The sequence below is a fragment of the Flavobacterium sp. LS1P28 genome (assembly GCF_003970335.1).
In the GTDB taxonomy this organism is placed as follows: domain Bacteria; phylum Bacteroidota; class Bacteroidia; order Flavobacteriales; family Flavobacteriaceae; genus Flavobacterium.
Genome location: NZ_RYDI01000009.1, coordinates 96,315 through 111,779, shown reverse-complemented (window position 1 = coordinate 111,779; position 15,465 = coordinate 96,315). Strand labels below are relative to the sequence as shown.

Annotated in this window: 15 protein-coding genes; 3 read left to right on the top strand and 12 right to left on the bottom strand. The window is 32.0% G+C overall.

Annotation, left to right across the window (positions count from 1 at the left end; genetic code table 11):
- Nucleotides 1-17: 17 nt before the first annotated feature.
- Nucleotides 18-1,136 (top strand): DNA polymerase III subunit beta, encoded by a 1,119-nt coding sequence (gene dnaN, locus EKL97_RS08915; RefSeq protein ID WP_126459175.1) that lies wholly within the window; start codon nt 18-20, stop codon nt 1,134-1,136.
- An 81-nt stretch (nt 1,137-1,217) separates the two neighbouring features.
- Here the strand turns inward: dnaN and EKL97_RS08910 are convergent, their stop codons facing one another.
- From EKL97_RS08910 to EKL97_RS08895, 4 genes are all read right to left on the bottom strand, one after another.
- On the bottom strand, nt 1,218-2,108 hold the full coding sequence (locus EKL97_RS08910; protein WP_126568682.1) for a hypothetical protein: 891 nt from the start codon (nt 2,106-2,108) through the stop codon (nt 1,218-1,220).
- A gap of 88 nt (nt 2,109-2,196) precedes the next feature.
- Nucleotides 2,197-3,969: a MutS-related protein gene (locus EKL97_RS08905; RefSeq protein ID WP_126568681.1), complete on the bottom strand. Its 1,773-nt coding sequence runs from the start codon at nt 3,967-3,969 to the stop codon at nt 2,197-2,199.
- A gap of 116 nt (nt 3,970-4,085) precedes the next feature.
- Nucleotides 4,086-4,919, bottom strand: coding sequence for a universal stress protein (locus EKL97_RS08900; protein WP_126568680.1), 834 nt, complete (start codon nt 4,917-4,919; stop codon nt 4,086-4,088).
- 74 nt (nt 4,920-4,993) lie between these two features.
- Nucleotides 4,994-5,824, bottom strand: a complete 831-nt coding sequence (locus EKL97_RS08895) for a universal stress protein (protein WP_126568679.1) — start codon at nt 5,822-5,824, stop codon at nt 4,994-4,996.
- 177 nt (nt 5,825-6,001) lie between these two features.
- On the opposite strand from EKL97_RS08895, the gene mnmE reads away from it, so the two are divergent.
- Complete coding sequence (gene mnmE, locus EKL97_RS08890; protein WP_126459159.1) at nt 6,002-7,390, top strand: tRNA uridine-5-carboxymethylaminomethyl(34) synthesis GTPase MnmE; 1,389 nt, start codon at nt 6,002-6,004, stop codon at nt 7,388-7,390.
- A gap of 176 nt (nt 7,391-7,566) precedes the next feature.
- On the opposite strand, the gene EKL97_RS08885 is transcribed toward mnmE, so the two are convergent.
- The 7 genes from EKL97_RS08885 to EKL97_RS08855 all read right to left on the bottom strand — a co-directional run bounded on the left by EKL97_RS08885 (nt 7,567) and on the right by EKL97_RS08855 (nt 13,505).
- On the bottom strand, nt 7,567-8,490 hold the full coding sequence (locus tag EKL97_RS08885) for a HipA domain-containing protein (RefSeq protein WP_126562024.1): 924 nt from the start codon (nt 8,488-8,490) through the stop codon (nt 7,567-7,569).
- On the bottom strand, nt 8,483-8,797 hold the full coding sequence (locus EKL97_RS08880) for a HipA N-terminal domain-containing protein (protein ID WP_126463299.1): 315 nt from the start codon (nt 8,795-8,797) through the stop codon (nt 8,483-8,485). Before EKL97_RS08880 ends, EKL97_RS08885 begins: the two co-directional genes overlap by 8 nt.
- Nucleotides 8,798-8,799: 2 nt before the next feature.
- Nucleotides 8,800-9,009 (bottom strand): helix-turn-helix transcriptional regulator, encoded by a 210-nt coding sequence (locus EKL97_RS08875; RefSeq protein WP_126463301.1) that lies wholly within the window; start codon nt 9,007-9,009, stop codon nt 8,800-8,802.
- A gap of 610 nt (nt 9,010-9,619) precedes the next feature.
- On the bottom strand, nt 9,620-10,489 hold the full coding sequence (locus tag EKL97_RS08870; RefSeq protein WP_126568678.1) for a DUF2911 domain-containing protein: 870 nt from the start codon (nt 10,487-10,489) through the stop codon (nt 9,620-9,622).
- Between the two features lie 47 nt (nt 10,490-10,536).
- Nucleotides 10,537-11,247, bottom strand: a complete 711-nt coding sequence (locus EKL97_RS08865; protein ID WP_126463305.1) for a PepSY domain-containing protein — start codon at nt 11,245-11,247, stop codon at nt 10,537-10,539.
- Between the two features lie 353 nt (nt 11,248-11,600).
- On the bottom strand, nt 11,601-12,455 hold the full coding sequence (locus tag EKL97_RS08860) for an EamA family transporter (RefSeq protein WP_126568677.1): 855 nt from the start codon (nt 12,453-12,455) through the stop codon (nt 11,601-11,603).
- A 150-nt stretch (nt 12,456-12,605) separates the two neighbouring features.
- Nucleotides 12,606-13,505 (bottom strand): MBL fold metallo-hydrolase, encoded by a 900-nt coding sequence (locus tag EKL97_RS08855; protein WP_126568676.1) that lies wholly within the window; start codon nt 13,503-13,505, stop codon nt 12,606-12,608.
- A gap of 175 nt (nt 13,506-13,680) precedes the next feature.
- Here EKL97_RS08855 and EKL97_RS08850 point away from each other — a divergent pair, with 175 nt between their 5' ends.
- Entirely contained in the window at nt 13,681-14,676 is a 996-nt protein-coding gene (locus tag EKL97_RS08850; RefSeq protein WP_126568675.1) for a metal-dependent hydrolase, read from the top strand.
- Between the two features lie 21 nt (nt 14,677-14,697).
- Here the strand turns inward: EKL97_RS08850 and EKL97_RS08845 are convergent, their stop codons facing one another.
- Nucleotides 14,698-15,291: a 2OG-Fe(II) oxygenase gene (locus tag EKL97_RS08845; protein ID WP_126463313.1), complete on the bottom strand. Its 594-nt coding sequence runs from the start codon at nt 15,289-15,291 to the stop codon at nt 14,698-14,700.
- Nucleotides 15,292-15,465 lie beyond the last annotated feature (174 nt).

Here is a 15,465-nt window from a genome sequence, read left to right as displayed (position 1 = left end):
AAAATAAAACAAAACAGATGAAATTTATAGTATCGAGTTCGTACTTATTGAAGCAATTACAGGTTTTAGGTAACGTTATCAACAGCAGTAATACTTTGCCTATTTTAGATAATTTTTTATTTGATTTAGACCATAATGTGCTAACAGTTTCTGCTTCTGATTTAGAGACAACCATGTCTGCTACTTTAGGAATTGATTCAGAAAGTAAAGGAAGCGTTGCTGTGCCTGCAAAATTACTTTTGGAAATCCTTAAAACGTTCCCTGAACAACCCTTAACTTTTACAGTTGAAGAAAACAGTACGATAGAAATCAGTTCTAATTCTGGTAAATATGCTTTGGCTTATGCTCCTGGAAATGAATTTCCAAAATCGGTTAACTTAGACGACCCATCTGTAACGCTTGTTCCTGCTGATGTTTTGGCAACTGCTATAAGTAAAACTATATTTGCGGCCGGAAACGATGATTTACGTCCGGTAATGTCTGGTGTATTTTTTCAGTTTTCGCCACAAGGATTGACATTTGTTGCAACTGATGCACACAAATTAGTAAAATATGCGCGTACCGATGTAACCGCCTCTCAGGTGGCTGATTTCATCATGCCAAAAAAACCTTTGAATATCTTAAAAAATATTCTTGGTACTTCGGATGCTGAAGTAAAAATTGAATATAACGATTCGAATGCTACTTTTTCTTTTGATAATTATGTTTTAATGTGTCGTTTGATTGATGGAAAATATCCAAATTACGAAGCAGTAATTCCAAAAGAAAATCCGAATAAATTAATGATTGACCGTTCTCAATTTTTGAGTTCTGTACGTCGTGTTGCTATCTTTTCGAATAAAACTACACACCAGATCCGTTTGAAAATAGCAGGTGCTGAATTGAATGTTTCTGCTGAAGATATTGACTATTCAAACAAAGCCGAAGAAAGATTGACTTGTGATTATCAAGGTGATGATATGCAAATAGGGTATAATTCTCGTTTCTTAACTGAAATGTTGACTAACTTACAATCGGATATGATTATGCTTGAAATGTCATTGCCAAACAGAGCCGGAATTCTAACTCCTGTTGATGGATTAGAAGAAGGTGAAACGGTAACGATGCTTGTAATGCCAGTAATGTTGAACAGTTAATTCAATTTAAAATACGCTATTAACCAAACCATTTTTATATTTAAAAAACCGTCTCGATTAATTACGAGACGGTTTTTTTGCTTATTCACTATGAATAAAATAAAACTTTGTATTTCCTTTTTTTATTGATTCTTTCGCATCTTTATGATTTTTTTCAAATGTTTCTAAATTAGTTCCTTTACAAATTCCATAAGAATAATGATATTTTAGAATTTCAAGATCTTTCGTTCCAAATTCTTTTTTATCTGATTTACAAATTGAAAAGTAACTATTGCAATCTGAATAATCTAGTTCTTGATAAAAATAACCTAAAGATCGTATAAAATTAACTTTCAAATTAGTTAATACCTGTTCTTCATTTAGATTTTTTTTCGCGTTAATTTTTAATGAGCAACTATAAATATTTTGTTTGTTATTCCATAAAAGATAATATCCGTCATTCCCTTTAATTCTTATATCTAAATTGACATCATTGGTATCGTCTATAGAATAAATTAAATAGTTTGATTTTTCTTTATCTTTTACCACTGTAATTTTTAGTGAATCAATTTCGTTATCAAGATAATGAATAAATTTACTAAGCTTTTTACTATTATATTGGCTAACTGATTTGTCAAAATAAATTTTTACTTCATCTTTCCAAATTTTCATTCTTGGTTTTAATCTCTCTTCTTTTTTTTGATATTTTTTATTGAAAACTAATTGTTTATAGCGTTCTAAAAATATAGAATCTTTTTCTTCATACAAAACTTTTACTCCTTTCTCATCATATCCATTAATAATGATTAAAGTATCACTCTTGACAATATTAAAACCAATTGAATCTATAACTTTATTACCACTTTTTTTCAATGATTTATAATTTTTGTATTCCATGTAAATAACTTTACTATGCAAATTCAACTGATTGTGCTGAGAAAAAATTGCCGAGGTGAAGGCAAATAACAAAAATACACATATATTTTTTTTCATAAATTTTATCTTTCTTTTGAATTATGAAAGTAATAATTTAAATTAATTCATTTTATTTTTTTTAATATTTTTTTAGAAAAATGGATTTTTAAATCACTCCCATTTTCTTCATCAGGAAAGTAGCACTTCTATTTTTACAAATTCCGTCCCGAAGTTTGTAATCAAAATGGAGTTCATCATTGATAATCTCTACTTCAAAACATTTGTTGGTTAATATATTTGGATATTCATTGGTTGTCAGGCAAACTTCGATATCGTGCGTTGCAATAGCTCCAACGGCTTTCTTACCAATTACTTTTTTGACCACTTCAATTGTTCCGTTGCGTTTATCATCTGAATTGGTACCACGTAATATTTCGTCCAATAAAACAAATGCCGGTCTATTTTCCAATTCGTCCATAATCTGCTTTAAGCGTTTGATTTCGGCAAAGAAATACGATTCGCTATCGGACAACGAATCAGATAATCGCATGGAAACTAAAACGGGTAACGGATGTACACTAGCCTGACGAGCACAAACCGGCGAACCTATTCCTGACAAAACCATATTGATTCCTAAACTTCTTAGAAAAGTACTTTTACCGGACATATTAGAACCTGTTAAAATCATAAACGATTCGGGATGAAAACGCACGTCATTTCCTACTCTAGTTTTTTCATTTAATAAAGGATGGCTTAAATCCTTGAAATCTATTTCGAAATTACTGTTCAATGTTGGATATACAAACTCCGGATTATTATACGAAAAATTGGCCAAACTGTTCAACATTTCGAATTCACCAATAACTTCCAACCAATTTTCTAAAGCTTGGGCATGATCTTTTTTCCATTGAATTAATGATTTTAAAACATGTAAATTAAAAAGGAACGTTCCATTGAATACGATAGCCGTAACAAAATTTGAGATACTGTCCATATTAGAAAACAAACCGGCTAACTGTTTCAAATGCACGCTGGCATTTTCTTTTTTGAACATTAATTTTTGCTGTAAATCGATTAATTTTTTCGACTGAAAAGATTCATTTTCTATTTTTTGCAACAGTAAACTATATTGATGAATGGTTTTATCTATATTCGTAGAATTAGCAATTTCTGCCTGGATACGCTTCATAAACCGACCCAAAACAATTAAATTAAATACAAATAAATACGATAAAACGGAAGCAAAAACAGTAGTCGAAGTTACTAAATAGGCAATCAAAACTCCCAGAAAAAGAAGTGGTGAAAAATAAGAAATGAAAACACTCATTTTAGCCAAGGGCGTACTATTAAATGTACACCACTTGAGCAGAGTCTCATAATTCGATTGATTGTCATTGCTTATTTTGGCGAAAGCCAAAAATTCCTGACGCCAGTCTAATTTTTTGGTTAATTCTTTTACCGCTTGATGATTTCTAAGAATCTCTTCATTGGGCAAAATTGATAAAAGCTGGTTTGCGAATGTTTTTTTACCAATAAAAGTAGCGGTTCTATTCAAGTTTTGGAACAAAGAATGCTCGCCAAAAATATCTAAATCATAGGCATACGGATGGTGAAAATCATTGAATTCCTGTCCGTTTTCAAAAGGGATTTTATTTCTTTCCAGGTAGGAAATTTCATTTTCATTAATATCAAGTAAGGCTTGATTGACATGTTTTTCGAAAACTAATTTAGAATGAATGCGCATAAATACTACGAATAGTCCAAAAAGAAAAATGGCGGCAATTATGAAAATAATTTCGCTGTTTTTGATGTAGTAATAAATAGAAACCAAAAAAAGTACAATAGAAAGAAGTCTTAAAATACTTATACTATTGTACTTTTTATTGATTGCTGTCAATGCTGTTGAAAAGCGTATCTTTTTTGCTTTGTATATTTCCATAATTCAATTAATGAATTGCAAATATAACGAAATAGATTACTTTGAAGGCTAAATTAAAAGGCAATGGCGATGCCGCACTATATAGAATTCAAGATTTCAATTGAATTAAAACTGAATCAATCAATAGGAATCGCTAAAATTGGGATATCAAAATTCGTAGCTATTTTTTTTGTTAAACTAGGTTTGAAAATCCCTTCAAAAAAACCTCTTTTATACGTAAGCATAGTCAGTACATCAATTTCTTTGTACATTATAAAATCCAGAATTGTTTCTTTGACTTCGTCACTATTGATCACAAAAAACTCAACGGGTTCATTAATAAATTCTTCCTCCCAAGCAGTTACTGTATCATTTGAAACATCGGAATCACTAGTTTTTACATACAAGCATTTTACTTTAGCTTTCGTTTTTTTAGCGATATCTAACACCATTTTCAATGCTTTTTTATCTTTAGTTCTAAAACGGGTTGTAAATCCAATAATTTCTGTTTTTTTGAATTTTGCTTCTAACGGAACACACAACATAGGAATATCTATTCCAGAAATAACAGCACTTGTATTGGTACCCATAAAAAAAGCTTCCCATCCTGTAGCTCCTGAAGTACCCATGATCACAAAATCTATTTTATCTTCTTTAATTGATTTTTTAATATTATAAAGCAAATTCCCATCCATGAGCCTATGAGACATTTTTATTTTGTCCAAATGCCGCTCATCGGCTATGGCGCGCAATTTTGGGATTTCATCTTTAAACATATCAAATTGAGCTAAGGCCAAGGAATCATAAATGACGGCGTAATTTTCGGGAAAAAACTGATTGTCATAAATGGGCAATTCAAAGGTGTGCAATAAAACGAGTTCGCCCTGAACTATTTTTGCAAATTCTAAAGCATGTACAAAAGCATTAGTAGCCACTTCAGAAAAGTCGGTTGGAAATAGAATTTTTTTCATTTTATCTTTTATTAAAATAATTGATTTACTAAAATAAAATATTGGTGTCTTTACGTAGTCAAATCAGAATATTTTTATTCATGAATAGCAAGAATGGGTACATTGATATGAAATGCTAATTTTTTTGAAAGACTAATTTCGAAAAGTTTCTCAAAGAAATTTCTGTGATACACATGCATTGCAATCAAATTAATTTTATGCAAATCGATAAAATTTAAAATAATTCCTTCTACATCTTCTCCTTTAATGGAGTGAAATGCAACTCCATTATTTTCTACTAATACCTTCCAATCTTCTCTACTGTCCTCTTTAACTTCATGATGCGGAGACTCGACACGCAGGCAATCAATATGTGCTTGAAATATTTTGGACAAAGACAGAACTCTTACAAAAGACCCTGTGTCCTCCAATTTATATTGCGTAATGAACAGTATTTTTTCAATAGGATGATATGTACAATGCTCCGGTATTGCCAAAACTAATGCTTTGACATCATTCATTACTTTTGTGGCTATCGTACCGAAAAAAGTTTCCTTTATACCAGTGGCGCCTTTAGTACCCATAACTACGAAATCAAAATTTTCATTCTCGGTTATTTTTTTAATTTCGGGAACCAAATTTCCCAAAATCAAAACATGGCTTATTTTGATATGACCTAAATTATTTGCTTCCGCAATTTTTCTTAAAAGTGGCACTTCATCTTTATAATTTTCAAAATTACTGAGTTCTGTAACCTCATAAATTTCATGTAAATACTTAGAAACATTAACATAATTGGCTTGTGAAAATTGGTACACATGCATTGTAACTATTTCAGCATTAATAGATTCTGCCAATCTTAATGCATAGATAAACGCATTTTTAGACACTTCCGAAAAGTCGGTAGGAAATAAGATTTTCTTCATACTATAGTTAATTTATTGCAAATTAATTATTTATATAAATTTACAAAACAAAAAACAAAATAGTATGATAATTATCACTTTGGCTAATTTTTAACAAAAAATAACCTTAATGGTTTAGTACAAGAGACTTGTAGCCATGTCAAATTTACTTACTTTTACACCAAATTGACTTTAAATATGATACCTCACGATTCCATAGTGGCACTGGCAACTCCTTCGGGAGCGGGTGCTATAGCCGTAATTCGGATTTCCGGACAAGATGCCATTGCTATTGGAAATTCTGTTTTTAAATCCATCAAAAACAAAGAATTAACAACCCAAAAAACGCATACGTTACATTTAGGGCATATAATGGATGGTTCCAAAACTTTGGATGAAGTCCTGGTCTCCATTTTTAAAGGACCAAATTCCTATACTGGCGAAAACACGATCGAAATTTCCTGTCACGGTTCTACTTATATACAACAACAAATTATTCAATTATTGCTTCGAAAAGGCTGTCGAATGGCAGATCCTGGCGAATTTACGTTGAGAGCATTTCTAAACGGAAAACTGGATTTGTCCCAAGCAGAAGCTGTTGCCGATTTAATTTCATCAGATAATGAAGCTTCACACCAAATTGCAATGCAGCAAATGCGTGGCGGTTTCTCTAATGAAATAGCAAAATTAAGAGAAGAACTCTTGAATTTTGCATCACTAATCGAACTCGAATTGGACTTTGCCGAAGAAGATGTAGAATTTGCTGACCGAACCCAATTTCATGAATTACTGAACCGAATCGAATTTGTCCTAAAACGATTAATCGATTCATTTGCCGTAGGAAATGTGATTAAAAACGGAATTCCTGTAGCTATTGTGGGCGAACCCAATGTAGGTAAATCGACACTTTTGAATGCTTTATTGAATGAAGAGCGCGCCATTGTTTCGGAAATTGCGGGAACGACACGTGATACCATTGAAGATGAGTTAGTGATTGGCGGCATTGGTTTTCGATTCATTGATACGGCTGGAATTCGGGAAACGGAAGATGTGGTAGAAAGCATCGGGATTCGTAAGACTTTTGAAAAAATTGAACAAGCGCAAGTTGTCGTTTTTCTATTTGACAGTTCCGAGTTTAAAGTTTCTGGTTTAAAGTTAAAAGTGGAACTGGAAAAAATTAAAAACCAGTTTCCGTTGAAACCTCTTGTAATTATTGGTAACAAAGCCGATAAATTAGAAGAAAGTGAAATAGGAAATTTGAAATCAGAAATTCCTGAAATCTTACTGATTTCTGCAAAAGAGAAACTAGGCGTTGAGGATTTAAAAAATCAATTACTTTCATTTGTCAATACCGGAGCATTACGAAATAATGAAACAATTGTAACGAATACCAGACATTACGATTCCTTATTAAAAGCGTTAGATGAAATACAAAAAGTAAAATTTGGTCTTGAAACGAACTTGTCCTCCGATTTGATGGCATTAGATATTAAGGAAGCTTTGTACCAATTTGGAATGATTACGGGACAAGTAACTAATGACGAATTGTTAGGGAATATTTTTGCTAATTTCTGCATCGGGAAATAAAAGCACTTTCTTTAACTTTACTTTCTATTAGTTGACTCCCATTGATTTAGCAGTGTTTTAGTTTTCTTCTATTAAGTTTAATTCATACATTTGTTACACTTCAAAAACTACCTGTTAATCAAATTTAATGAATGCGGTGAATAAGTTGCTTATTCACCGCATTTTTGCGGAGATTACTAAAACATCCCTACCCTACTTTCCAACAACTCCAAATACTTCTCTTTCATTCTATCAGTAAGAAAAGAAATTTCAAGCAGCTCCTTCCATTCAGGAGTTGCTTTTTTCATTTGTTCGAGAATACTTGCTATAATTTTTTCGTTGAGTTGTAATCTTTCCTTGCCGTAGTAATCTATAAAATCAGTTGCTCTTAAATTACTTTTTTTTCCTTTCAAAGTTAGAGCAATTTCTTCGTCAGGATTTTTAATCGCTATTGTAGAATTTAGAAAATCATAAATAGGTGTCAGTGTTGTTTTTCCATTTTTGGTAATTAGCGAAAAATTTTTCAAATGCATGTCTTCATTTCCGGTCAGATAGCAAAAAAGAATTCTTTTAAAAAAATCAGCTTTTTCAATTGCGGGAAATGAACAATATTCATCAAGTACAGGAATCAATTTTTCCATCGTAAAACGATACTTTGTGTCTCTTGTATTCCCAGTCAATTGAGCAAAATCTTCTGTTGCGAACTTATTTCCTTTACCGTAGCGGTCAAAACGTTTAATGAAATAAGACAAACTACCATCTTTGCCATATAGCATCCCGTGAAATGGCACTTCTAAACCAAACACTTTCGCCATTCGCATAGTTACATCTTCATTTTCCGGTAATTGTGGAAATAAATCATTTTGTGGCTTAATAATGTACGTTCCAAATTGGTCCACAATTTTAAATTCTTGATCCACTATTGAAATAGCCGCACTAAGCTTTGGTTGCACTCCCTGAATGGATAGCTTTTTAGCTCTATTTGCGGCTTCCTGACGAAGTTCAACAGCTGTATAAGGTAAATCATTTAAATAAGCCAGCTTAGGAGCTATCATGCGTAATCCTTTTTCACTGTACTTATCTGTACCACACAAGTCATACGTAATAGGACATCTATTCATCTTCCATCAATTTAACCGTTACTGCTCCCACTAAATCATTTCCCGTTGCTATCAGTTGAGAGAAGTAATCTTTTTTGTCAATTTTGACAATACGTAGTAATCCCTCTAACATTACACCTTCAGGTAATAGCCCTTCAAAAAACGGTGGAAAAAATGTATAGCTATATTTTTTCTGAGTTGTAGGCATAGTCAATGAAACCGCTTCGCCATCATAATTTTCATCGTACTCAAAATGATAGTCGTTAGCAGCAATTTCCGTTAAAATTCCAGCTCTTTTTCCGTGTGCAAATACAATTGCTCTTCTCATAATTATTTATTTAAAGGACTTTTGAATTCTACTTTAATATTTAGCACTCGGAGTACTGCAAAAAGATTATTCAAACGAACTGTCTCTTTATTTTTTTCAATATCAAAAACAGTGGTCTTGCCTACTCCAGCTAAGTCGGCTAGTTCAAGCTGTGTAAGTCCTGCTTTTTTTCGATGGTCTTTAATTAAAGCACCTAAATCAAAATCATTCATTATATACTGTTTTAGCGGTAAAAATATACAATTTAATAACACGCACGGCTTAAATCATTAAAAAATTTATTATTTTACTGTTATAGCAGTAAAATCATTATTAGGACGTGACATAGCATCTAATTAAAGAAACAAAAGGACGAATTACTGTTAAGGCGGTAAAATTAACTAAAATATAAATGATAAATTTGTATCAGTGTTAGACTTGAATGAAAAGCAACTTAGCTTTGTATATAACAAAATTGAAGAAAAGTTGTCAAAAGCTAAGCGATTCATTTCAATATTTTTTCCATCACAGAAAGAACGTTTTTTATCATAAAAACAAAGTATAGAACTCAGCAGTTTTTGAATGAATAAAAAATACAAATTGTTTTTACTAACACTAAAGATAGTTACTTGATCAAAATCAGTACTCCTTTTGTACACCTCTACCCTTCTAACCCCTTATAAATATAGATAAAATATCTACCATTGAATACATTAGTATGTACATAGCTATAAATGACACCACTATCATAATCGTCAATTTTTTGCACATAGTTAAACTTGATTCTTGTGTATGCTCTTCTGTTGTGTGTTTCATTTTCATAATTTTTGATTTAAAATTAATTTATTTGTTCAATAGTAACTCCATCTCTAAAATTTGTTTTTTGAGTGATTCTACACTTTTCATTTTTTTAAATTCTGCTATAGATAAAGCTTTTTTACCTGCTTCAATTGCACTTGGATAGTCTTTTAATTCCGTTGCTAATTTTTGTCTCAAATTAGGATAATAAAAATTATCTGGATCCAATTTCGCGGCTTCTAAAAGCCAAGCCACTGCTTGTTTGTAATCTCTGTTTGTACTGTAATAATAGTTTGCTGCTTGAAATAATAAATTAGCATCAAGGGTTTTTTCTTTAATGATGTTTTTATCTATTACTGTTAAAATAGTTTCATCTGCTTTACTTTTTAATGGAATTTTAATCATCGAATTTTCCCATATTATTTTTAGAAACCCCTCTCCTTTGCTGTTAATATCATTTATTTCGATTGTAAATGTTTCATAGAAATTAGATATGCTTTCTACAGGAACTGTTAAACGAAAAACATCTTTTTTGGCATCATATCCAGTTTCGCCGTGTAATGTTGTATCTGCATTTACAATTATTGTCCACTCCTTTTTAGAAGGTATTGTGAATATTGAGTAGCTACCCATTTTTAAAGTAGTATTTCCAAATACAATATCTTCGTTAGTAGTTATTAAAGTGCAATCACTAGCGCCAGTTCGCCAAAGTTTTTCAAAAGGCACTAATTTACCAAATATTTTTCTGCCTCTTGCTAGTGGTCTGCTGTAAGAAACTTTAATCATTGTGCTACCCAATTCTTGTTCAAATGATGCAGATGGACTTGCCGAAGTTAGTTTTATTTGAACTTTTTCTTGTGCCGAAATTACTAATGCTTGTAAAATAAAGAAATGTATTAGAATTATTTTTCTCATAGTTTTTGATTTTAAATTGATTTTATGGTTTGTTTTATTATGTTAAATTATTTTTTTATTTTCTTCCAGATTATTCTAACGGTAGGCGAAGAGATATACCAAAGTAAAAAACCACTTAAAACAGTTATTAACCCTAACAATGAAAATAGTCGCAAAACAATATTATTCATATTATCTCGACCTTCATAATCCATGGTATGGGTCATCCATAAAAAGTCAAACCATCGCCAATTTCTATGTCTAATCGTCTGAAAACCTCCGTCATTGACTGAAATATAAACTTTTAAATTATCCGGTTCTTGGTATGAAATAACGTAGGCAGGTAGTAAATGCTCTCTATATTCATGGTGTTTCCCTACTTCTTTAATGAGTTGTATTTCTTTTACTTTTAAACCCGATATAATGTATTTATCTGCAATTGACAATGCTTCTTTTTTAGAGATCCCATTTTTTAATTTTCCAGTTTTCGCATTATAAAGCATCTTCTCATTCACCCAATAAAAAGGTTGATTATTTATTTTCCTTAATTCGATAGATTGAATTGCTATCGAAGGATGAAGAAGTGAAGGACTAATTAAACCTGAAAACGACTCAGCAACAATTCCTTTTTTATGAAATTGCATTCCATGAATGTCATCAATGTTTGACCAACTAAAATATAGTCCACTAATAGTCCACATTAAGAATTGAAGACCCAAAAATATCCCTAAATATCGGTGAGACTTCCTAATCCATTTTGCTTTTTTTCCTTTAATCATTTATCTTGTTATTTATTTATTTATTTTTGAAATTGTTAAATAAACTGAACCAACCTTGAAAATCGCATTAAACTTGCAATTATATAAAACAACATATATTTGAATATTTAGTGCTTAATTTTCTATTCCATTACACCAGTTTCGGACCAATAATTTATTGTATACGGTAAATTATAAAAAAAACAATGATTCTGTAAAATTAAATGCAAAAAATATCACTTTTTTATGCAACCTTGTTTTACGGAATTTTGATTCGACTGTAGATCCGCTTTTAGATCGGATACTTTTGCTTTAAATGCAATCAAAAAAACCAAAAATTGTATATGAAAACTCTTTTAATTGCAACTTATTCTTTAAATGATCTGCGAGATTACGATTAAAACAATCGCTATTAAAGCCAGAAAAAGTCCAGCAAAATTCATTTTAGTTAGTTTTTCCTTAAAAATAAAAATCCCAACAAGACTTCCCATTACTATTACACCCATGTTCATACCGGCAAAAACCGTTGAAGGATTTTCAGCGAAAGCCTTATGCGCTTTTAGATAGAAGAGTATGTTTCCAAAGTTGAAAATACCTACCATACCACCAAAAATAATATTTTTGAAGTTTAATGAGACTTTAGTTATCATCACGTTATAAATAACAGCGCCAATCATAATAAACAACGCAATTCCAAAAACTACAAATAATGACGTTGTATATGGTAAAGTGGTGTGAAGGGCAATTTGCTTGAAAAGGATGTCTATAATTCCAAATCCTAATAGCACCACCGCAGGATAGATCCATTTATTTTTTGTGTTTTCAGAAGGTTTAGCAAGGATTAGCAACAGCGCTGGAAATGCTGCCAAAAGCGCCGCTATTTTTAGGATAGTAAAATCCTCTTTGAAGAGTAGCCAAGCCGCTAAAATAGGAATAAACAAAGATAGCCTTTGAGCAGCATCCGTTTTTACAATCCCTACTTGTTTGATTGAAGCCGCCAAAAAAAGGAAGATTGCTGGCAACAAAACCCCAAGAGAAACATAAATTCCCCAAGGTGCTAAAGTGCCAATATTGGTAAGATCCGGACTGAAGAAAAAATAACAAAGAATAAGCGCAAATACATAATTCCAAGCAACAATTTGAATAGGACTGACTTCATATCCGCGAACCATTTTAAACAACACTCCCACAGTGACACTGCAAATAATACTTAAAACAAGAAATAGCATAGCGAATTTTTAGAGGGTAAAACTACCATTTATTGTCTTTCCTTTTGCTCTTTTATGAAAGTATTGAAAGTAATATTTCCAGAACAAGAATAGTACGCATCCGGTTTCAGTAGTACAAAAGGAGAATTTAGCCATCAAATTATGGCAATCTTAAATCCTTCCTTGTTCTTTGAGTTTCCAATACCGCAATAAACCATTTACAGACATCCAGCTTGGATTAGCAAACTCATAGGTTTGAATTTCTTCCGCATCGAGTCCTTTGTCCAAAAACTGCTTTCGGGTGTATTCCATAAATTGAGGAACTATACTTTCTGGCGGAGTTTGATTGTCATAAAAAGGTTTGATAAAACTAGCCCAATCATCCAGAACTATTTCTAATCCTGATAGTAATTCATCCGGATTTTTTTGAAAATCAAAATGTGTTAAATACAAGGCTCTGGGCTTTAAATCTTTTAATTTTCTAAGGGATTGTTTCCATAATTCAATATTAATATCCGGGGGAGGACAAGGAGGAACAACGGGACCATCTCCTATTTTTACTCCGGCCACATCCCCAGTAAATATCACATCCTCAATTTGATACGAATTATGATGCACGGCATGACCCGGTGTATACCATACTTTTATTTGAATATCTCCCAAGTCTACAACATCACCGTCCGTAACCCCAATCAATTGTTGCTCTGGGATAGATTCCATTTTCCCCCAAAGAAGCTCCATCTTATCGGTATAGATCATTTTGGCCGAATTCCATAATTTTTCTGGATTAGCTAAATGTGGAATTCCAATGGGGTGTACGTATATTTTAGCGCCATTTTGTGCCAATTTCCATGCTGCTCCGGCATGGTCAAAATGAATGTGCGTCAGGAATACATGCTGAATATCTTTGATCTCATACCCTATCTTCTGGATTCCTTTTTCAAGATACTCCCAAGTAGATTCCGGTCCGGTTTCGATAAGTATCGGACCTTTTTCGGTTTCAATTAAAAAAGCACCAATAGAATGTTTTTCGGATTGAAAGTGTAAATCAATAGTATGAATTTTATACATAGCTTGGTTTATTTATTATGGGACAAGATAGCACATATTTATTTTAAAATCTCTACTGATCAGTATAGTTTTATTTTAAGATACTTTTTCAAGTACAATAAAAAAAAGTGTAATTCACACCAAAAATTTACTACTGGTCATCAAGATATCTATTGATTTCAGCTACTTTTACAGAATGGATTCTTTTACTCAAGTTGCTTTAGGAATTGCCATTGCCGAAGTATGCGCAGGCAAAAAGCTCAAAAATAAAACAATTTTATATGGTTCAATTCTGGGCACAATTCCCGATTTAGATATTGTAGTGGGATTGTTTTTAAATCCTGTAGATGCCATCCTGATTCACCGTGGCATCAGTCATTCTCTTTTTCTTTTTCTATTTTTATCGCCTGTTTTGGGTTGGATTATTTCAAAAATAGAAAGAGATAAAATCAACTTTTTTCAGGCAACTCGTATGGCGTTTTGGTGTTTGTTTACCCATGTGTTATTGGACATGTTCACTTCTTGGGGTACACAAATTTTATGGCCTTTAGACTATAGATTTGCGTTAAAAACCATTTTTGTAATTGACCCGTTGTACACCATTCCACTAATTATTACATTGATTGTGACTTGGAAAACAAAAAACGCAGTACTTCGCAAAAAATATATAATTAGAGGATTATCCATCAGTAGTGCGTATCTCCTTTTGTCCTGTTTTATAAAAGTATATGCCTTGAACCAATTTGAAAAAGCATTAACAAAACAAAAAATTCAGTATTCTGAAATCATCGTAAAACCCACCGCTTTCAACCTCATTTTGTGGAATGCTAACGTAGCCACAGCAAACAATTACGCATTAGGCGACTACTCTCTTTTTGACACGCAACCCATTTTATTTACTGCTTATAGCAAAAATAAATTTCTAGAATCGCAGCTAAAAGGAAATTCAGATTTTGAAAAACTAAAAAAAGCGAGCGAAGGCTGGTATATTATTTCTAAAAAAAATCAATCTTTATATTTCAATGATTTGCGCTTTGGACTGTTAAATGACGATTCAAAAAACCCTCAATTTGCTTTCAGCTATCAATTTATTGCAAGCAAAACGGAACTAAAAGCGGTTGAAGTTCCTAAAAACAAAAGGGACGGAAAGCGATTACTTCAAAAAATAGTTACGCGGATAAAGGGAAACTGAGTATTTTTTTTTTTAGAAATATTAATCACTCTTCAACCATCCCGTAATACTCATTCTGGTATTTTGGGTGACCAAAACTTCATGAACTAATTCGTCACTCTTAAAGAAAACTGTTTTACCTTGAGTTGGGGCTATTTTTTGATTGTTATTAGCTTGATGAATCAGCAACTCACCACCGTCACTTTCTTGCCAATTACTGTTCAGATAACTGATCATAGAGTATTTTCGGCTGGGATTATTCTTGAATTGATCCAAATGTTTGAGATAAAAATCGCCCGATTCATACAACGAATAATGAAATTCATATCCCGTTATTCCAGCATAACAACTTTCATTCAAATAAATAATAAAAGCTTCTATTTGAGCAAAAAACTCATTTTCGAATGCGTTGTTGTGTTTTTTATCCAACCAATAAATGGAATCGCTTCGTATTGCACCATCATAAGAAACCTTTTCTGCGTTACCAATTCCTGCTTCCGTCAACAGACTATTTTGGTTTAAAACAATCAAATTTTGTTTTAGATTATTAGCTAAATCGGTACTCAAAAAATGTTCGGATATGCCTACCTTATTTTCAATATAAGTAGCAATCAAGGCTTCAAAGCTATTTTCCATGTCTTTCTTTTTGACTGCTTAGACGGTCAATGAGGCAAGGTAGACTAATAAAAATCAGTAACGCCGATAAAGAAATAAATAAATGGGACACTTACTTTATTCTCTAGAAAAAACGCCAAAAATAGATCATTTTTTAAACAAAAAGTCATTTAAGGAACTACACAATAGTGATTC